Origin of the sequence: Streptomyces sp. SDr-06 (genome assembly GCF_003324565.1) — a bacterium.
In the GTDB taxonomy this organism is placed as follows: Bacteria; Actinomycetota; Actinomycetes; order Streptomycetales; family Streptomycetaceae; genus Streptomyces.
This window is the reverse complement of record NZ_QOLA01000002.1, coordinates 226,530-245,462: the sequence shown is the minus strand read 5'-3', so window position 1 is coordinate 245,462 and position 18,933 is coordinate 226,530. Positions and strand designations below refer to the sequence as shown.

17 protein-coding genes are annotated in these 18,933 nt (G+C 70.2%); 5 read left to right on the top strand and 12 right to left on the bottom strand.

Annotated features, from left to right (window positions below):
* The first annotated feature begins 72 nt into the window (after window positions 1-72).
* Together DT019_RS05475 and DT019_RS05470 are read left to right on the top strand one after the other, a co-directional pair.
* Window positions 73-576: a DUF4383 domain-containing protein gene (locus DT019_RS05475; RefSeq protein WP_114035489.1), complete on the top strand. Its 504-nt coding sequence runs from the start codon at window positions 73-75 to the stop codon at window positions 574-576.
* A 365-nt stretch (window positions 577-941) separates the two neighbouring features.
* Entirely contained in the window at window positions 942-1,154 is a 213-nt protein-coding gene (locus DT019_RS05470; RefSeq protein WP_114035488.1) for an FmdB family zinc ribbon protein, read from the top strand.
* A 369-nt stretch (window positions 1,155-1,523) separates the two neighbouring features.
* Here the strand turns inward: DT019_RS05470 and DT019_RS05465 are convergent, their stop codons facing one another.
* Genes DT019_RS05465 through DT019_RS05450 form a run of 4 tightly spaced genes read right to left on the bottom strand, consistent with a single transcriptional unit; the run spans window position 1,524 to window position 6,700 of the window.
* Window positions 1,524-2,183: an O-methyltransferase gene (locus DT019_RS05465; RefSeq protein WP_114035487.1), complete on the bottom strand. Its 660-nt coding sequence runs from the start codon at window positions 2,181-2,183 to the stop codon at window positions 1,524-1,526.
* Between the two features lie 42 nt (window positions 2,184-2,225).
* On the bottom strand, window positions 2,226-3,041 hold the full coding sequence (locus DT019_RS05460; protein ID WP_114035486.1) for an HAD family hydrolase: 816 nt from the start codon (window positions 3,039-3,041) through the stop codon (window positions 2,226-2,228).
* Complete coding sequence (locus DT019_RS05455) at window positions 3,038-5,479, bottom strand: phosphoribosyltransferase (protein ID WP_114035485.1); 2,442 nt, start codon at window positions 5,477-5,479, stop codon at window positions 3,038-3,040. The genes DT019_RS05460 and DT019_RS05455 overlap by 4 nt, the downstream gene beginning before the upstream one ends.
* 57 nt (window positions 5,480-5,536) lie before the next feature.
* A complete protein-coding gene (locus DT019_RS05450) occupies window positions 5,537-6,700 on the bottom strand; it encodes an HpcH/HpaI aldolase/citrate lyase family protein (RefSeq protein ID WP_114035484.1) in 1,164 nt (387 codons plus the stop codon).
* A gap of 200 nt (window positions 6,701-6,900) precedes the next feature.
* Here DT019_RS05450 and DT019_RS05445 point away from each other — a divergent pair, with 200 nt between their 5' ends.
* The gene (locus DT019_RS05445) at window positions 6,901-7,749 is read left to right on the top strand and encodes a TerD family protein (RefSeq protein WP_411292687.1); all 849 of its coding nucleotides are present in this window, start codon (window positions 6,901-6,903) and stop codon (window positions 7,747-7,749) included.
* A 9-nt stretch (window positions 7,750-7,758) separates the two neighbouring features.
* On the opposite strand, the gene DT019_RS05440 is transcribed toward DT019_RS05445, so the two are convergent.
* The 6 genes from DT019_RS05440 to DT019_RS05415 all read right to left on the bottom strand — a co-directional run bounded on the left by DT019_RS05440 (window position 7,759) and on the right by DT019_RS05415 (window position 12,351).
* Entirely contained in the window at window positions 7,759-8,496 is a 738-nt protein-coding gene (locus DT019_RS05440) for a Tellurium resistance (protein WP_114035482.1), read from the bottom strand.
* Between the two features lie 151 nt (window positions 8,497-8,647).
* A complete protein-coding gene (locus DT019_RS05435) occupies window positions 8,648-9,790 on the bottom strand; it encodes a DUF475 domain-containing protein (RefSeq protein WP_114035481.1) in 1,143 nt (380 codons plus the stop codon).
* A gap of 159 nt (window positions 9,791-9,949) precedes the next feature.
* Window positions 9,950-10,525, bottom strand: a complete 576-nt coding sequence (locus DT019_RS05430; protein WP_114035480.1) for a TerD family protein — start codon at window positions 10,523-10,525, stop codon at window positions 9,950-9,952.
* Window positions 10,526-10,616: 91 nt separating this feature from the next.
* Window positions 10,617-11,192, bottom strand: a complete 576-nt coding sequence (locus tag DT019_RS05425) for a TerD family protein (protein ID WP_114035479.1) — start codon at window positions 11,190-11,192, stop codon at window positions 10,617-10,619.
* Between the two features lie 162 nt (window positions 11,193-11,354).
* Window positions 11,355-11,813, bottom strand: coding sequence for a peroxiredoxin (locus DT019_RS05420; RefSeq protein ID WP_114035478.1), 459 nt, complete (start codon window positions 11,811-11,813; stop codon window positions 11,355-11,357).
* A gap of 115 nt (window positions 11,814-11,928) precedes the next feature.
* Window positions 11,929-12,351, bottom strand: coding sequence for a DUF3052 domain-containing protein (locus tag DT019_RS05415; RefSeq protein WP_114035477.1), 423 nt, complete (start codon window positions 12,349-12,351; stop codon window positions 11,929-11,931).
* Between the two features lie 440 nt (window positions 12,352-12,791).
* On the opposite strand from DT019_RS05415, the gene aceE reads away from it, so the two are divergent.
* A complete protein-coding gene (gene aceE, locus DT019_RS05410) occupies window positions 12,792-15,521 on the top strand; it encodes a pyruvate dehydrogenase (acetyl-transferring), homodimeric type (protein WP_114035476.1) in 2,730 nt (909 codons plus the stop codon).
* A gap of 373 nt (window positions 15,522-15,894) precedes the next feature.
* Here the strand turns inward: aceE and DT019_RS05405 are convergent, their stop codons facing one another.
* Both DT019_RS05405 and DT019_RS05400 read right to left on the bottom strand, forming a co-directional pair.
* Window positions 15,895-16,209 (bottom strand): small hydrophobic protein, encoded by a 315-nt coding sequence (locus DT019_RS05405; RefSeq protein WP_114035475.1) that lies wholly within the window; start codon window positions 16,207-16,209, stop codon window positions 15,895-15,897.
* 174 nt (window positions 16,210-16,383) lie between these two features.
* Window positions 16,384-17,982, bottom strand: coding sequence for an MFS transporter (locus DT019_RS05400; protein ID WP_114035474.1), 1,599 nt, complete (start codon window positions 17,980-17,982; stop codon window positions 16,384-16,386).
* A 137-nt stretch (window positions 17,983-18,119) separates the two neighbouring features.
* Here DT019_RS05400 and DT019_RS05395 point away from each other — a divergent pair, with 137 nt between their 5' ends.
* Window positions 18,120-18,752, top strand: coding sequence for a TetR family transcriptional regulator (locus DT019_RS05395; RefSeq protein ID WP_114036019.1), 633 nt, complete (start codon window positions 18,120-18,122; stop codon window positions 18,750-18,752).
* Window positions 18,753-18,933: the final 181 nt, after the last annotated feature.

Genomic DNA, 18,933 nt, shown 5'->3' with positions numbered 1-18,933 from the left:
TTGCTGGCCCCGCCCGGGCGGATCCTGGTGTACGTACGCCCTGCGTGCCTACGGATGAGGAGGGCCCCCACGATGGCCACCCACACGATCTCGCAGCGCCTCAACCACAGCCGGGTCTCGCTCAACGAACATCTGCCGGTCGACCACCGCCTCAGCCGTGTCTACCGCTTCGGCGCCGGGGTGATGGGGCTCGCCCTGCTGGTCTTCGGCATCCTCGGCCTGATCCACCAGATCGGGTTCTTCGACACCGGCGGCGCCCAGGTCGCCGGGCTCAACGCCAACGGCGCGCTGAGCGTGCTGTCCATCGTCGTCGGCGTGCTGCTCCTGTACGGGATGGTCAGGGGCGGCAACTTCGCCTCGACGCTCAACATCGTGCTCGGCGTCCTGTTCCTGATCAGCGGGTTCGTGAACCTCGCCCTGCTGGACACCTCGCGCAACTTCCTGGCCTTCAAGATGCAGAACGTGCTGTTCAGCTTCGTGGTCGGGCTGCTTCTGATGGTCTTCGGGATGTACGGCCGGGTCACCGGTTTCCTGCCGCACGACAACCCGTACTGGAGGGCGCGGCACCAACGCTGACCCTCTGGATGCGCGCGGTCATACGGGGCGGCGGGGCGTCCGGGCCGGGAGGCACGCTGCTTCTTCGCCCGCGGGCCGTGCGGGGCCGCTCGCGCAGTTCCCCGCGCCCCTGGCGGCGTGTGCCTCGCCGCATGCGCCATCAGCCCCCTGGGGCCCCTTCGACCGCGGACCGTGCGGGGTTGCTCGCGCAGTTCCCCGCGCCCCCGGCGGCATGCACCTCGCCGTGCGTGCCATCAGCCCCCTGCGGGCTCCTTCGGCCGCGGACCGTGCGGGGTTGCTCGCGCAGTTCCCCGCGCCCCTGGCGGCGTGTGTCTCGCCGGGTGGAATCTCGGCGGGGTTGGCTTCGGGGCGCTTAGGCTTGGGGTATGCCTCGCTATGAATATCGCTGCCGCACCTGCGGCGACACGTTTGAACTCAGCCGTCCGATGGCCGAGTCCGCCGCCCCCGCACCGTGCCCGGTCGGCCACGACGACACGGTGAAGCTGCTCTCCACGGTGGCCGTGGCCGGCACCGCGAAGTCCTCGCCCACCCCGTCCGCCGGCGGCGGAGGTTGCTGCGGAGGCGGCTGCTGCGGCTAAGGGCTCATGCGTCGCCCCGCCCCGCCCCAGCCCCGCCAGGGGCGCGGGGAACGGCCAGCCACGCACGGCCCGCAGACAAAAGCAGCTCCCCAGCGCCCCGGGGCACGCAGGGTCCATAGGCGGACGGCGGCACTTCAGGGGCGCGGGGAACTGCGCGGCCAGCCACGTACGACCCGCAGACAAAAGGCAGCCCCATACCCCCAGGGGCGCGGGGAACTGCGCGACGAGCCATCAGCGGCCCGCAGACAAAAGCAGCTCCCCAGCGCCCCGGGGCACGCAGGATCCGTGGGCGGACGGCGGCACTTCAGGGGCGCGGGGAACTGCGCAAAGGCTGGGCTGGTCGCCGCGGGACCCCGCCCCCGCGGGGTGCTACCGCTTGCGGGACAGGGTCAGACCGTCCGCGACGGTCAGCATGACGCTGTCCATGCGCTCATCCGCGGCCACGTGCTCGTTGAACGCGCGGATCGCGGCGGGCGCGCCGGTCGCCTCCGGGTCCAGGACCTGGCCGTGGTACAGGACGTTGTCCGTCGCGATGAGGCCGCCCGGTCGCAGCCGCGGCACCAACTCCTCCCAGTACGCGATGTAGTTGCCCTTGTCCGCGTCCAAGTAGGCGAGGTCGATGTGCGGCTCGGCCGGCATCGCCCGCAGGGTGTCCAGGGCGGGCGCGATCCGCAGGTCGATGCGGTCGGCGACCCCGGCCTTCGCCCAGGCCTCCTTGCCGTACGCCGTCCACTCCTCGGAGATGTCGCAGGCGATCAGCTTCCCGTCGGCCGGGAGCGCCTGCGCCATCGCCAGCGCCGAGAACCCGGTGAAGGTCCCCACCTCGACGATGTGACGGGCGTTCACCAGCCGTACGAGGAAGGCGAGGAGCGGCGCCTGCTCCTCGGCCGACTGCATGCCCGCGAAATCCGGCAGCCGCTCGTACGTCGTCTCGACGAGCCCCTGCTGCACCGCGTCCAGCGGGGGGTTGTGGGCCAGCATGTAGGCGTACAACTCGTCAGTGATCTTGGTGCTGTTTCCCTTGGTCATGCGGTGACCGTACCGGGTGGAGCACGGTCCGGCGGTCCTCCGTCAGCACGCGGCGGCGGCCAGGAGGCGGCGCAGGATCTCCTCGCCCGCGAGCACCCCGCGCGCGGCCAGCGCCTCGGTGGCGGGCGACTGCCAGCCCGCCTCGGCGAGCTCGCCGTGGCCCGGGCGCCAGCCCCGGTCGGCGGCCAGCAGCAGGTCGGCGTCCAGGAGCGAGTCCCCGGCGGCCAGGGTCAGTTCGGCGCCGGTGCGGCGGGCCACCTCGCGGACCGCCGCGCTCTTGGTGAGCGGCTTCGGCACCGCGTAGATCTTGCGGCCCTGGAGCGAGACCGTCCAGCCGCGCGGGTCCGCCCAGGCCGCCAGTTCCTTGACCCACTCCTCGGGCAGCAGTTCCCGTTCGACCACGAGGTAGGCGAAGAGGTCCTCGGCGACCCGCTCCTTGCGCAGCCAGCCCGGGTCGGCGACGGCCCGCAGATGGGCGCGAACCTCGTCGAGCGAGGCGCACTCGGCGGCGATGCGGGCGGTCACCTCACGCGCCCAGTCGAGGTCGGACACGCCGTTGACGAGCAGGTGGCCGCCGTTGGCGCAGATCGCGAACTCCGAGGGAGGGCCCGGGAGTTGGATGCGCTGGTACTGCTTGCGGGTGCGGGTCGTGGTGGGCACGAACACGGTCGCCGTCTTCAGCTCGGCCAGCAGCCGGGCCGCCTGCTCGGTGACGTACGAGAGGGGCTTGTGCTCGTGCACCTCGACGCAGAGCAGACGCGGGGCCCGGTGGTCCGGCATGGTGAGGCCGAGGGCCGCGGCGGAGTAGACCAGCGTGCGGTCGAGGTCGCTGGCGACCAGCGGAAGCGGTGTGCTCACTGAGCCGCCACCGCCTTGCCGTCCGCGCCGGTGGCGCCCCGCGTGTACTGGGGGTGGATCAGTCCGACGCAGCGGTACGGCAGCCCGTCGACCTCTTCGACCGGCACCCCGCGCTGTTCGGCGAGCAGCCGTACGTGGTCGAGGTCGGCCCCGGCGCCCCGCCCGGCGAGGATCTTCCAGGGGACCCGGCGCAGCAGCACCCGGGTGGTCTCGCCGACGCCGGGCTTGACCAGGTTGACGTCGTGGATGCCGTAGGCCTCGCTGATCCGCTCGACGGCCGCCCAGCCCTCCCAGCTCGGGGTGCGGTCGGCGTCCCGCAGGGCCTTGGCCTCGTGGTCCACGTCGGCCTCGACCTCGTCGAAGCGGGCGGTGACGGCGTCGAGGAAGTCGCCCGAGACATCGGCCCCGGCCAGTTCCCGGTAGAACTTGGCGCCGTGGAAGTCGCCGGGGCCGATGAGGTCCCGGCGCAGCACGGTGCGCGAGATCAGTCCGGAGACCGTGGAGTTGAGGCAGGCGGACGGGATCAGGAAGTCCTCACGGGTGCCGTACGTCCGCACGCACGAGCCGGGGTCGGCGAGCACGGCGATCTCCGGATCGAAGCCCTCGAACTCGGGGAACTCCCCTAGGGCTGCGGCCAGTTCGCGGGTGATGGCGCCCTTGCCCGTCCAGCCGTCGACGAACACCACGTCGGCGGGGTCGTGGTGGGCGGCGAGCCAGCGCAGCGCGTTCGGGTCGATGCCCCGGCCGCGCACGATGGAGACCGCGTAGTGCGGCAGGTCCAGGCCGTGGCGGTGCCGGGCCCAGCGGCGCATCAGCACGCCGACGGGCGTCCCGGCCCGGGCGAGCGAGACGAGCACGGGGCGCGGCGACCTCTCGGTCAGGACGGTCTCGGTGACCACGCCGACGGCCCGCGCGATCCGGTGGGCCGAGGTGTCGAGCGCGGCGCGGAACAGCTCCTGGTACTGCGGGCTCGGCTGGTACTCGACGGGCAACGACTCCGCGTAGTGGGCGCCGCCGCTCTGGATGGCCTCCTCGCGCTCCTCGGTGGGGGCTTCGAGCTCGACCCCGGACAGGTCCTTGAGCAGCCAGCCCACGTCGTCGGGCGCGTAGGAGGAGAAGGCGGGGCCCCTGAGGGGTTCGGGCAGCGGCTCGGACATGGAGGCACCTTCGGGTACGTACGAGGGCAGCACGGCGAGCACGACGTGCGGTATGTGGGCGGCGAGCTGGGCCAACAGGCCGTCGGGGGCGTGCAGTCGGGGGGTGTCGGCGGCCGAGTCCACCACGGCCACGACCGCGTCGAAGCCGCCGCCCGCGACGTTGTACGCGTACCGCTCGCCGGGGCCGTCGGCCGGGTCGTCGTGCGCGGGGAAGGCGAGGCGGGTGCGGATCGCGTACCCGGGGTCGTCCACGGCGAGCACGGGCGAGCGGGTGGTGGTGGAGTAGCGCACCTCGGCGCCGCCGAGCTCTTCGAGGGCGACGGCGAGCCGGAGCGGCGCGTACATCAGCTCCTCGAAGCCGAGCACGAGGACGCGCGGTGTCCCCGCGCCGCCGGGAGCGGGGAGGGCCTCGGCGAGGCGGGCGGCCATACCGGGCAGCGCGGCGTCCAGGGCGGCCCGGTGGGCCGGGGTGAAGCCGTGCCGCCCCCCGTCGGGAAGCCCCGCGGGCCAGCCCACCTCGACCCGGGTGCACATCGAGGGGTGAGCGGCGCTCTCGTGCGGTGCGGGTCCGGGCCCGGCCGTCTCGTACTCCTCCACCAGCGCCCGCCCCTTCTCCAGCACCCCCTCCGGCAGCCGTACCGTGCCCGACGCGGAGGCGACCAGGTCGACGCGGGCGCCGATCTCCGCCGCGAAGGCGTCGAGGCGGCGGCGGTCCTCGGGTGAGCGCATGTCGACGAGCGCGACGATCACGTAGTGGTCGCGCGGGTGGCGCGCGTGCAGGTCGCGGATGGTGTTGAGGACCGTGTTGCCGGTCGAGAACTCGTCGTCGACCAGGACCAAGGGGCCCTGCCCCGCGAGGAGTTGGGGGTCCTCGGGCAGCAGCAGGTGGGAGGTGGCGTGGGAGTGGGACTCCTCGAAGCCGCCCGCGGCCGCCACGCCCCGCACCGGGCGGCGGGTGGAGTGCAGGAAGGGGGCGAGGGCGAGGCCGTCGGCGACCGAGTGGCCGAGGCCCGTGGCGGTCTCGGCGTACCCGAGCACCACGGCCCGCGCGGCCGCCTCCGCGCCGAGCAACTCGCCTACGCGTACACCCAGTTCGTATCCCGCGCGCCACACCACGGAGGGGCTCTGCGGCACGTGCTTGCCCAGCACGTTCGACACGAGGAGGTGAGCGCGCTTCGGGTTGCGGCGCAGGGCGAGCCCGAGCAGACCGCTCAGCCGCTCGTCCCCGACGAGCTCGACGCCCAGCCGCTCGGCGACCCAGGTTCCCGACCACTCAACCACGTTGCTGTGTCCCTCTGTTCGTTCGTACGTCTCGTGCGCGCTGTTCGTCCGTGCACGTCAGTCGGCGAGCCCGGCCGCCAGCAGGTCCACGAAGCCGACGCCCTCCGCGGCGACGCCGAACACCTCGGCCCGCAGCTGGGTGCGCTCGGCCCAGGCGCGGTGCGGCTTCACCTCGTTCATCTTGTTCGTGTACGAGGAGCGCAGGACCCCACCGCCGTCCCGTTCGGGCCGCAGGATGTCCTGGGCGTCGCTGAACTCCTCGTGGCTGACCACGGACAGGGCGTGCACGGGGACCACGTGCGAGGGGTGTATGCAGGTCTTGCCGAGCAGCCCGTTGGCCCGGTCGAGCTCGATCTCGCGGAGCAGGCCGTCCAGGTCGTGCTCGATCAGCGTGGTGCGGAGCTCCTCGGCGCGCCCTTCGAGGAAGGGGCTGCGGCGCAGCTGGGGCTTGAACATCCGCTCCTGGAGCCGGAAGTACTCCCACACGGGCCCGGTGATGGTGAAGCCGCTGCCGTCGGCCCGGCCGAGCACGTTGACCACGTCCGCGATGACCCCGGCCACGATCTGCACGTCGTACGCCGTCATGTCGGGCGAGCGGCGCAGGCCGTAGGCGGAGCAGAAGTCGGTGACGCCCAGGCGCAGGGCGAGGACGCGCTCGCGGTACTTCTCCACCGTGCGCGCGATCCCGGTCAGGGTCTCGGTGCGGGTCTCCAGGTGGAGCAGCTCGGGCGACTCCAGGACGGGCATCGCGAAGAGCCGGCGCCCGCTCGCGGACTCGGCGGCGGTGAGCGCCTCCAGGAAGTCGAGGCCGCGCTCCTCGGTGAACTTCGGCAGGACGAAGCCGCACAGGAGGCGTGCCGAGGCGCCCAGGCGCTGCACCAGGTCGGGTATCTGGAGGGGCTCGCGGACCCGCACGAAGAGCAGCGGGACCTCCTCGGCGCGGGCGTCGAGGTCGGCGAACTGGCGGATCAGATTGGCCTCGGCGGCCACCACCTCGGCGTCGTCGATCGAGTCCTCCAGGCACAGCACCATGGACACGACACCGCGGCGAGCCTGTTTCAGGACATCGTCGGCGAGCGTGGGCCGCGTCGCCGGGCTGTACAGGGTGGCACCGAGGGCGGCCGACAGCACGCGTGCTGAGGAGCTCGCGGTGAACTCGCAGGGCTCCTGATGGAAGAGGTCCTTCCGCACCGTCGGCGGGACGTGCCCGAAATGCCGCATATACATTCCCCGTACTGCCAGGACGGCCGAGAATTTGGGTGGCCGGTAATAGTACGTAGGAACACGTGTCAAGAGTTCCCCAAGTGCGTGAAGTTCAGGTAACTCGTCTGCATCATCCGCCCCGGGTGTGGTCGGCGAGTACATCTCGGGGCGTACCCGGCCGGGCCCCGCGTTGTCCGCGGGGCCCGCGGGGAGGCAGGATGACGGGCATGACGCACGCGATGCTGAAGGGATCGAACGTCCCGCTGGAGGCCCCGGCCGTACGGGCCGTACTCCGCTGGTCGCCCGGCGCCGACGTCCCGGACGTGGACGCCTCGGCGCTGCTGCTCGCCGCCGACGGCCGGGTGCGTTCCGACGAGGACTTCGTCTTCTACAACCAGCCGCGCCATCCGTCGGGCCTGGTGCGCAGGCTGCCCAAGAAGCGCGTCGCGGAGGGGCTCACCGACACCGTCGAGGCCGATCTGGCCGCGCTCGACCGGTCCGTCGACCGGGTGCTGATCACGGCGTCTTCGGACGGGGCGACCTTCCGTGCCGTACGCGATCTGCGGATCCTGCTGTTCGACGCGGCGGTGTCGGGGGCCGAGCCGGTCGCGCTGTTCGACGTGAAGCCGGAGACCGGCGAGGAGACGGCGATCATCTGCGGCGAGCTGTACCGCCGCGGCGAGGGCTGGAAGTTCCGCGCGGTGGGCCAGGGCTACCCGACCGGCCTGGTGGGCCTCGCCACGGAGTACGGGATCTCGGTGGACGACGGCGACAGCCCGGACGGCACAGACAGCTCGGCCAGCACAGACGGCACGGACAGCGGCGACAGCGCGCCCAGTGCGCCGTCCGTGCCCCAGCCGCTCCCGCAGCACGCGGCCCAGCCCGTCTACGGCTACCCGCACCCCGCGCCGCCCACCCAGCCGCCCCCCGCGCAGCCGTCGTACGGCTATCCGCAGCCGGCCTCGCCGCAGCCCGCGTACGGCTACCCCCAGCCCGCCGTTCCGGCACCCGCGCCCGACCCCGCGTTCGTCCTGCCACCCATGGGGCCGCAGTTCATCCGCCCGTAGGGCGGCGGCTCACGCCTTGGTCTTGTAGCCGCGGCCCCACTGGAGGCCCCAGCCGTACAGGCGGTCCAGCTCAGCCTGGAAGCCGTACACGAACTTCACCTCGCGCCGCACCACCATGTCGCCCTTGATGTTCTCGATGGAGACGACGGCGCAGGAGCGGGCCTCGGGGGCGCGCTCGTCGAGCTCGATCTCGATGCGTGGGCCGTTGCTCGGGTAGAGCGTCACCTTGGCGTGGGTGCGGTCGAAGGCCGGGGTCTGGTCGTAGATGTAGACGAAGACCAGCAGCCGCTTTATGTCGTCGCGGTGGTCCAGGTTGATGAAGATGGTCTCGCCCGACGCCGAGCCGAACCGGTCGTCGCCGCTGCACTCCACGTAGGGCGGCTTGTTGGTGGCGCCCAGGAAGTTGCCCAGCGGCTGGACCACGCCCTTGGTGCCGTCCTGGAGTTCGTACAGGCAGCCGAGGTCCAGGTCGACGTTGACCATGGACTGGGTGTGCCCCTGGACCATCTCCGGCTTGAAGAACTTGAGCGGGTGGCGCAGCAGCCGCCCGCTCTGGTCGGGCTTGCCCCCGAAGTCCGAGGTCCGCATCCGCCAGGACAGGTTGACCCGCAGGCTGCCGGTGTTGGCGCCCTGCTTCCCGAGCGAGACCGTGTTGTGCCGTCGGGTCAGCTCGATCGTGTTGGTCGCCGCGCTGCCCGAGTCGAACTGTGAGGCCCTGCCCCGCCACACGCCGTCCCAGAACGCCATTGCCCCCACCCCATCGGTCCGTGAACTGTCCCCGCACGAGCGACTGCGGGGCGGTCGGTGAGGCCGAGACCTCGTGACCGCCCCGCAGAGAGCGTTCCTCAATCGAAGGCGGATCACACGCCCCGGGGCGTGCGCTCCGGAAGCACCGGGGTCACACCCCGGAGCCGACTTCCGCCCGTTCGCTGGAATCCTCGCCGCCGTCCGCCGCGATCCGCCGGTTGCGGCGCACCGAGGACCAGAAGGACCAGGCGATCAGGACGACGCCGACGAGGCCGGTGATGACCTCGTTGATCTCGTACTGGATGGTGACCAGGAGGATCACGGCGAGCGCACCGATCGCGTAGTGCGCCCCGTGCTCCAGGTAGACGTAGTCGTCGAGGGTGCCCTGGCGGACCAGGTAGACGGTGAGCGACCGGACGTACATCGCGCCGATGCCGAGGCCGAGCGCCATCAGGACGATGTCGTTGGTGATCGCGAAGGCGCCGATGACGCCGTCGAAGGAGAACGACGCGTCCAGGACCTCCAGGTAGAGGAACATGAAGAACGCGGCCTTGCCGGCCATGGCGACGGCGGAAACCTTGCTGCCGGTGCGCCTGGCCTCCTCCTCGGCCTCGTGCTCGCGCTCCTCGTCCTCTTCGAGGCGGTTCTCGAAGAAGCCGGAGAGCCCGCCCACGACGAGGTACGTGATGAGACCGGCGATGCCGGAGATCAGGACGGTCTGTGCCTTGTCGACGTGGGCGCCGCCGTGCTGGTGGGCATGGGTGGCGAACGTCATGGAGGCGATGAGCAGGACGACCAGGGCGATGCAGACCGACAGCATGTCGATCTTGCCGAGCTTGGCCAGCGGGCGCTCCAGCCAGGCGAGCCACTTGATGTCGCGGTCCTCGAAGATGAAGTCGAGGAAGATCATCAACAGGAACATGCCACCGAAGGCGGCGATCGACGGGTGCGCGTCGGTCACCAGCTGCTGGTAGCGGTCGGCGTCGTTCAGCGCCAGGTCGACCGCGTCGACCGGGCCGATCTTGGCGCTGATCGCGACGATGACGACGGGGAAGAGCAGTCGCATGCCGAAGACGGCGATGAGCACGCCGACCGTGAGGAAGATCTTCTGCCAGAAGGCGTTCATCTTCTTCAGGATCCCGGCGTTGACCACCGCGTTGTCGAAGGACAGCGAGATCTCCAGGACCGCCAGGATGGCGACGACCCCGAAGGCGGTCCAGCCGTCGTAGAGCACGGCCAGGGCCAGGCCGATCGCGGTGATCGCGAACGACCAGCCGAAGGTTTTCAGTAGCACTGACTTCCCCATCGTGTAGAGCGGGCCGACCCCACGTAGAGCGGGTGTCCCCCCGCACCGCGCACGGCTTGACGCTGCTGTCTCCCGGGGAAGGCCCCCGGGCCCCCGTCAGGGACCGCCCTCGACGGCACTCGATTTGAACGCAACCGGGCGATCTCTTTAGGAGACGTTGACCCCGAAGTCTAGAGCGATGCCCCGCAGCCCCGATGCGTACCCCTGACCAACAGCACGGAACTTCCACTCGCCGCTGTACCGGTAGAGCTCGCCGAAGATCATCGCGGTCTCCGTCGAGGCGTCCTCGCTCAGGTCGTACCGGGCCAGCTCCTGGCCGTCGGCCTGGTTGACGACGCGGATGAACGCGTTGGCCACCTGGCCGAAGGTCTGGCCGCGGTTGTCCGCGTCGTGGATCGAGACCGGGAAGACGATCTTGTCGCAGGCGGCGGGCACCTTCGTCAGGTCCACGATGAGCGACTCGTCGTCGCCCTCGCCCTCACCGGTCAGGTTGTCCCCGGTGTGCTCGACCGACCCCTCGGGGCTCTTGAGATTGTTGTAGAAGACGAAGTACTCGTCGCCGAGCACCCGCCCGTTCGCGCACAGCAGGGCGCTGGCGTCGAGGTCGAAGTCGGCTCCGGTGGTGGAGCGCGCGTCCCAGCCGAGACCGACGAGCACCTGCGTGAGGTTCGGTGCGGCCTTGGAGAGGGAGACATTGCCTCCCTTGGCGAGCGTGACGCCCATGTTCGTGTCCTCCCCGAGAAGTGGAACAGCTGGTGAGCACGTCCGGCGCCGCACCGGAAAGGTGCGGCGCCGGACGGAGAGAGCGGTCGGCTCAGACGTTGACGCCGAAGTCCTGCGCGATGCCGCGCAGGCCCGAGGCGTAGCCCTGGCCGATGGCGCGGAACTTCCACTCCGCGCCGTTGCGGTACAGCTCGCCGAAGACCATCGCGGTCTCCGTCGAGGCGTCCTCGCTCAGGTCGTACCGGGCCAGCTCGCTGTTGTCCGCCTGGTTCACGACGCGGATGTACGCGTTGCGCACCTGGCCGAAGGACTGCTGGCGGCTCTCGGCCTCGTAGATCGAGACCGGGAAGACGATCTTGGCGACGTCGGCCGGCACGGCGGCCAGGTTCACCTTGATGACCTCGTCGTCGCCCTCGCCCTCACCGGTGAGGTTGTCACCCTGGTGCTCGACGGAGCCGTCGGGGCTCTTGAGGTTATTGAAGAACACGAAGTTCGAGTCGTTGGTGACCTTGCCCTGGTCATTGGTCAGCAGGGCGCTGGCGTCCAGGTCGAAGTCACCCCCGGTGGTGGTGCGTGCGTCCCAGCCCAGACCGACGATGACCGCGGTCAGGTTGGGGGCGGCCTTGGTCAGCGAGACGTTGCCGCCCTTGCTGAGGCTGACTCCCACGAGTCCTCCCAATGGTGTGAGGGGCCGGCTTGGTCAGCGTCCCCGTCGTGCGTTGGCATCGGATCAACGAATGGATCCTAGTAACCGGTTCCCGGGTCAAACAGACGATTCGGCCGAACGTCAGCGGTGTCGGCCGGACCGGGGCCGGACGGCATGCCGCGGTCAGATGGTGTCGAGCGCCTTGAGGTACTCGTTCAGGTCGCGCGCGTCCGGCAGGGCGTTCACGACGGTCCAGCGGACCACGCCCTCCTTGTCGATGATGAAGGTGCCGCGCACCGCGCATCCCTTGTCCTCGTCGAAGACTCCGTAGGCGCGGCTGACCTCGCCGTGCGGCCAGAAGTCGGAGACCAGCGGGTACTCCAGGCCCTCCTGCTCGGCGAAGACGCGCAGGGTGTGGATGGAGTCGTTGGAGACGGCGAGCAGCTGGGTGTCGTCGTTCACGAACTTCGGCAGGTTGTCGCGCAGTTCGCACAGCTCGCCCGTGCACACGCCGGTGAAGGCGAACGGGTAGAAGAGCAGCACCACGTTCTTCTCACCGCGGAAGTCGCTGAGCTTCACGGTCCTGCCGTGGTTGTCCTTGAGCTCGAACTCCGGGGCCTTGGTGCCGACCTCGATAGCCATGGAAACGCCTTCCCTTCAGTGGGCCGTTCTGGTGAACCCCACCCTACGCACCCGCCCACGCACAGGGCCCCCTCAGGCGGCTGCCTGAGGGGGCCCTGAGGGCGTGTGGGGAGGATCAGCGCTTCGGGGACTTCAGGCGGGTGCCCGACCAGTCCTTGCCGACGCTGACGCTCTTGGCCGGCGACAGGCCGGCGGTCTGCGCGGCGTCGTTGATGTCGCTGGGCTCGACGTAGCCGTCCCGGCCGGTCTTCGGGCTCAGCAGCCAGATCGTGCCGCCGTCCTCCAGAAGGCCGATGGCGTCCACCAGGGCGTCCGTAAGGTCGCCGTCCTCGTCGCGGAACCACAGCAGTACGACGTCGGCGACGTCGTCATAGTCCTCATCGACGAGATCCTGGCCAATCAGGGACTCGATGCCCTCGCGGAGATCCTGGTCGACGTCGTCGTCGTAACCGATCTCCTGGACCACCTGTCCGGGCTCGAACCCCAGCCTTCCGGCCGGGTTGGTCCGCTCCTCCGCGTGGTCCGCGGTCGCGCTCACGGCTTGCCTCCTGATCTTGATTCGGTAAGTTCTGCAGCCGCGCGCATACGCGTGGCATTGGGCGTAGTCCACACGGGCGGGACGAATCTCGCAAGTACCCGGCCCCCGAACCCGCCCTTTGGGGGTCAGTGTGGCCGTGTTCAGGGACATCCGCATCCCCGCCGGTGATTCATCCCACACCTTTGGTGACCGTTTGCTCCGTTGTGTTCCTTCGGGTGCCCCACTCGGGCCCGAACACCCTTCGGGAACGCTTGGCCGGGTTGAGCGTAAGGTTGCGATTTGGCCCGACCCGTCCAGGCTCCGAGCCTACTTCCTGCTCCGGTGACGGTTACCCCTCAGTTACCTCTCAGTAGAGATGACGTTTGCGCCCCAGCGGTACACGATGGGATGCGGCGCAGAATTGGCTGTCTTCCGCATTCCCCCGACAGTGAAGGAACAGCGTGGCTTCCGGATCCGATCGCAACCCGATCATCATTGGCGGCCTGCCGAGCCAGGTCCCGGACTTCGATCCCGAAGAGACCCGGGAGTGGCTCGACTCCCTGGACGCCGCCGTCGACGAACGCGGCCGGGAACGAGCCCGCTATCTGATGCTCCGGCTGATCGAGCGGGCCCGCGAGAAGCGCGTGGCCGTGCCCGAGATGCGCAGCTCGGACTACGTCAACACGATCGCCACCAAGGACGAGCCGTTCTTCCCCGGCAACGAGGAGATCGAGCGCAAGGTCCTCAACGCGACCCGCTGGAACGCGGCCGTGATGGTCTCCCGGGCCCAGCGCCCGGGCATCGGCGTCGGCGGCCACATCGCCACCTTCGCCTCCTCCGCCTCGCTGTACGACGTGGGCTTCAACCACTTCTTCCGCGGCAAGGAGGAGGACGGCGGCGACCAGATCTTCTTCCAGGGCCACGCCTCCCCCGGCATCTACGCCCGCGCCTACCTGCTCGACCGCCTCAGCGAGCAGCAGCTCGACGCGTTCCGGCAGGAGAAGTCGAAGGCGCCGTACGGGCTCTCCTCCTATCCGCACCCCCGGCTCATGCCGGACTTCTGGGAGTTCCCGACCGTCTCGATGGGCCTCGGTCCGCTCGGCGCGATCTACCAGGCGCGGATGAACCGCTACATGGAGGCGCGCGGCATCGCCGACACCTCCAACTCGCACGTGTGGGCGTTCCTCGGCGACGGCGAGATGGACGAGCCCGAGTCGCTCGGCCAGCTGTCCATCGCGGCGCGCGAGAACCTGGACAACCTGACGTTCGTGGTCAACTGCAACCTCCAGCGCCTCGACGGGCCGGTGCGCGGCAACGGCAAGATCATCCAGGAGCTGGAATCGCAGTTCCGCGGCGCCGGATGGAACGTCATCAAGCTGATCTGGGACCGCAGTTGGGACCCGCTGCTCGCCCAGGACCGCGACGGCATCCTGGTCAACAAGATGAACACCACGCCGGACGGCCAGTTCCAGACGTACGCCACCGAGACCGGCGCCTACATCCGGGAGCACTTCTTCGGCGACGACCACCGGCTGCGCGCCATGGTCGAGGGCATGACCGACCAGCAGATCCTGCACCTCGGACGCGGCGGCCACGACCACAAGAAGATCTTCGCGGCGTTCTCGGCGGCCAAGGCGCACAAGGGCCAGCCGACCGTGATCCTGGCGCACACCGTCAAGGGCTGGACGCTCGGCCCGAACTTCGAGGGCCGCAACGCGACCCACCAGATGAAGAAGCTGACGGTCGACGACCTCAAGGGCTTCCGCGACCGGCTGCACATCCCGATCACGGACAAGGAGCTGGAGTCCGGCGCGCCGCCGTACTACCACCCGGGCCGCAAGTCCGAGGAGATCCAGTACATGCACGACCGCCGGCTCGGGCTCGGCGGCTACGTGCCGACCCGTGTGGTGCGTTCGAAGCCGCTGGCCCTGCCGGAGGACAAGACGTACGCGGTGGCCAAGAAGGGCTCGGGCCAGCAGTCGATCGCCACCACGATGGCGTTCGTCCGCATCCTGAAGGACCTGATGCGGGACAAGGAGATCGGCAAGCGGTTCGTGCTGATCGCCCCCGACGAGTACCGCACCTTCGGCATGGACGCGTTCTTCCCGAGCGCCAAGATCTACAACCCGCTGGGCCAGCAGTACGAGGCGGTCGACCGCGAACTGCTGCTCGCCTACAAGGAGTCGCCGACCGGGCAGATGCTGCACGACGGCATCTCGGAGGCGGGCTGCACTGCCTCGCTGATCGCCGCGGGCTCGGCGTACGCCACGCACGGCGAGCCGCTGATCCCGGTGTACGTCTTCTACTCGATGTTCGGTTTCCAGCGCACCGGCGACCAGTTCTGGCAGATGGCCGACCAGTTGGCGCGCGGGTTCGTGCTCGGCGCGACCGCCGGGCGTACGACGCTGACCGGCGAGGGCCTGCAACACGCGGACGGCCACTCGCAGTTGCTCGCCTCGACCAACCCGGCCTGTGTCGCCTACGACCCGGCGTTCGGCTACGAGATCGCGCACATCGTGCAGGACGGCCTGCGCCGGATGTACGGCCCGGACAGCGAGGACGTCTTCTACTACCTCACCGTCTACAACGAGCCGATCCAGCATCCGGCCGAGCCGGCGGACGTCGACGTGGACGGCATCCTCAAGGGCATCCACCGCTTCGCCGCGGGTACTTCGGGCTCCATCCCGGCGCAGATCCTGGCGTCCGGCGTGGCCGTGCCGTGGGCCGTCGAGGCGCAGCGGATCCTCGCCGAGGAGTGGAACGTACGAGCCGACGTCTGGTCCGCCACCTCCTGGAACGAGCTGCGCCGCGAGGCCGTCGAGGTGGAGGAGCACAACCTCCTGCACCCCGAGGAGGAGCAGCGCGTCCCCTATGTCACGCGCAAGCTCCAGGGCGCGCAGGGTCCGTTCGTGGCCGTCTCCGACTGGATGCGGGCGGTTCCGGACCAGATCGCGCGCTGGGTGCCGGGCACGTACCAGTCGCTGGGCGCGGACGGGTTCGGCTTCGCGGACACGCGGGGTGCCGCGCGGCGCTTCTTCCACATCGACGCGCAGTCCATCGTGCTGGCGGTCCTCACGGAGCTGGCCCGCGAGGGCAAGGTCGACCGGTCGGCGTTGAAGCAGGCGGTCGACCGGTACCGGTTGCTGGATGTCACGGCGGCCGATCCCGGGGCTGCGGGGGGCGACGCGTAGGCCGCATCCGCTGGTCTTGGGGCTCGGGGGGTGATGAGTGCTGCGGGGTTCTTCCCCTCGGCCCCTGTCACTTCTCGGGCCGGCGGCCCGGTGGCTTCCCCGGCGGAGGCCCTCCGGGGCCTGTTCGGGATCGTGAGCGGGGGGTTGGTGCGCGGGTTGGTCGGCTGACCGTCCGACGGGGCTGGTCGCGCAGTTCCCCGCGCCCCTGTAGGTGACCCCGGTCGCGTCCTGGCACGGGGTTGCGCGCCGGAGATTCGGCTGACCGTCTGGCGGGGCTGGTCGCGCAGTTCCTCGCGCCCCTGGTAGGTGGGCCCGTATGCGTGTGGAGGGGCGGGTTCCCTGGGGAACCCGCCCCTCGGTGTTCGCGGCTGAGTCAGAAGACTCCGTTGCCCAGGCTTGCCGCCCCTATCAGCCAGATGATGGCCAGCAGGGTGTCGATGGCGCCCAGGACCAGGGCCACCAGGGCGGGCAGGGGGTGTGCGCCGTTCCAGCGGCGCCCCATGCCCAGCCAGCCGCAGGCGATCGCGACCGGGCCGAGCACGATCCCGAGGACGAAGAACCCCGCGACCGCGCAGACCAGTCCGACGATGCCGAGCGTCGCGCGGTCCGGCCCGGTCCGGGGCCACATGCGGTTCCGTGACCGGAGGGTCCTGCGCATACGCGTGCTGTGTCCGAAGCCCGCCATCATCACTCCCTGGGGTTGGTCGGCTCGGCCTCAAGAAGTCGGGTACCACGCATTCGCTCCTCCACACCCTGAACGTCCCTGCCCCCCGCGGAACTTGGGGCGAGCGGCGTCGCCCGGGGTACGCGAAAGCCCTGCCGGTGGGCCCGACAGGGCTGTCGCGTACGGGAGTTGGCGGGATCAGATGTGGCCCGCGCCCGCGCCCGCCGGTGCGTTCTCGCCGCGCTTGGTGAACAGGGCGACCGCGGCGGCCAGCACCGCGACGATCCCGGCGACGGTGAAGGCGGTGCTCATGCCCGAGACGAACGTGTCGTGGGCGACCGAGGCGACCTTGGCCGCGATCTCCGGCGGCGTGCCCGGCTGGACCGGACCCATGCCGACCTCGACCGCCTTGGACAGCCCCGAGGACTGCTCGGGCGACAGCGGCGGCAGCTTGGCGGCGGCCCAGTTGTCCGGGAGCTCGGAGGTGACCCGCGAGGACATCACGGCGCCGAGCACCGCGGTGCCGAGCGAGCCGCCGACCTGCATGCCCGCCTGCTGGAGCCCGCCCGCGACACCGGACAGCTCGATGGGGGCGTTGCCCACGATGACCTCGGTGGCGCCGACCATGACCGGCGCGAGACCCAGGCCGAGGAGGGCGAACCAGATCGACATCGTCAGCGTGCCGGTGCCGATGGTCAGCCGGGACATGCCGAACATGGCGACGGCCGTGCAGACCATGCCGCCGACCAGCGGGACCCGCGGGCCGAGCTTGGTGATCAGTACGCCCGCGAGCGGCGAGGCCACGATCATCATGCCGGTGAGCGGCAGCAGGTGCAGGCCGCTGTCGACGGCCGACATGCCGTGCACGTTCTGCAGGTAGAAGGTGACGAAGAAGAGCCCGCCCATGAAGGCGAACGCCATCAGGATCATGAGGATCGTGCCCGCCGACAGCGGTACGGAGCGGAACAGGTTGAGCGGGATGAGCGGTTCCCTGACCTTCGTCTCCCAGAAGGCGAAGAGGACGAAGCCGATCACCGCGGCCGCGATGAACCCGAGGGTCCTGCCGCTGCCCCAGCCGTACTCCGAGCCCTTGATCAGCGCCCAGATCATGCAGAACATCGCGCCCGACAGCAGCACGATGCCGAGGATGTCGAACGACCTCGGCGCGTTCTCCGCGCGGTGGTCGAGCAGGATCAGCAGGCCGAGGACGAGCGCGATGGCACCGACCGGCACGTTGATGAAGAAGACGGACTGCCAGCTGACGTGCTCGACGAGCACACCGCCCAGGATCGGGCCGCCCGCGGTGGAGGCGCCGATGACCATGCCCCAGATGCCGATCGCCATGTTCAGCTTCTCGGCCGGGAAGGTGGCGCGCAGCAGGCCGAGCGCGGCCGGCATCAGCAGCGCGCCGAACAGACCCTGCAGCACACGGAAGGCGATGACGAAGGTGACGCTGTGGGAGAGGCCGATGGCCCCCGAGGCGGCGCCGAAGCCGACGACGCCGATGAGGAAGGTCTGGCGGTGCCCGAACCGGTCACCGAGCTTGCCCGCGGTGATCAGGGAGACCGCCAGGGCCAGCATGTAACCGTTGGTGATCCATTGGACGTCCTGGAGCGAGGCTCCGAGGTCCTTCTGGATGGCGGGGTTGGCGATCGCCACGATGGTGCCGTCGAGCGCCACCATCATGACGCCGATGGCCACGGCGAAGAGCGTCAGCCAGGGGTGGCCGCGCAGCCCCCTGGCCGGCGGCGGTATCTCGTCCTGTGGCGCCTTCTCGACGGTGGTCTGACTAGTCATGCCATCGAGGCTAATGTCAGCCGCTGACAGTTGACAAACCATTTCACAAGTCGGCGGCTGTCACGTCGCTCACAGCTAAGCTGAACACGCCAGATTGACTGAAAGAGGACCTTGAAGTGACGGTGGAGCAGCACCCGATGGCGCCGGTCGGCGGACTGCGCGAGCGGAAGAAACAGCGCACCCGCGACGCGCTGCTGCGGGTGGCCCTGGAGCTGTTCACCACCAAGGGGTACGAGCGGACGACCGTGGACGAGATCGCGGACGCGGTCGACGTCTCGCAGCGCACCTTCTTCCGCTATTTCGCCAACAAGGAGGCCGTGGTCTTCGCGGCCCAGGACACGATCGAGTCGCACTTCGTGAACGCGCTGCGCGAACGGCCGCCCGCCGAGGGCCCGTTCACCGCCATGCGCCGGGCCGCGCTGTCGGCCTGGGACACCATCGAGGAGCTCCTGTCCCCCGTGGTGCCGGTCGCCCTCTACATGCGGACGTACCAGGTGATCGAGTCGACTCCGGCGCTGCTCGCCGTCCACCTGCGCCGCTCGGCGGAGCTGGAGGAGCAGGTCGCGCGGCTCATCGCCGAGCGCGAGGGCCTCGACGTGGACGCCGACCCGCGCCCCCGGGTGGCCGTGGCCGCCTTCACCGGCGTGATGCGGGTGGCGGGCGGCCAGTGGGGGCAGCGCAAGGACCCGAGCGTGGCCGCGATCCGCGACCTGACCGCGAACTACCTGGACCACCTCGTCCCCGCCCTGGCCGACGACTGGCGCGACTGAGCCACGCCGAGGACGCGGGGCCCCGGCGAGGCCGCGCCGGGCGAAGGACGCACACCGGAACCTCCTCCGGATGCGTGTCCGAGCCGCGCCCGAACGTGGCCGAGCCGTACGGAGCGTGCGCCCGCGCGCGCTCTTCGTGAGACCACTCCCCGCTCAAACGTGATCTGAGTCACTGTCAGCC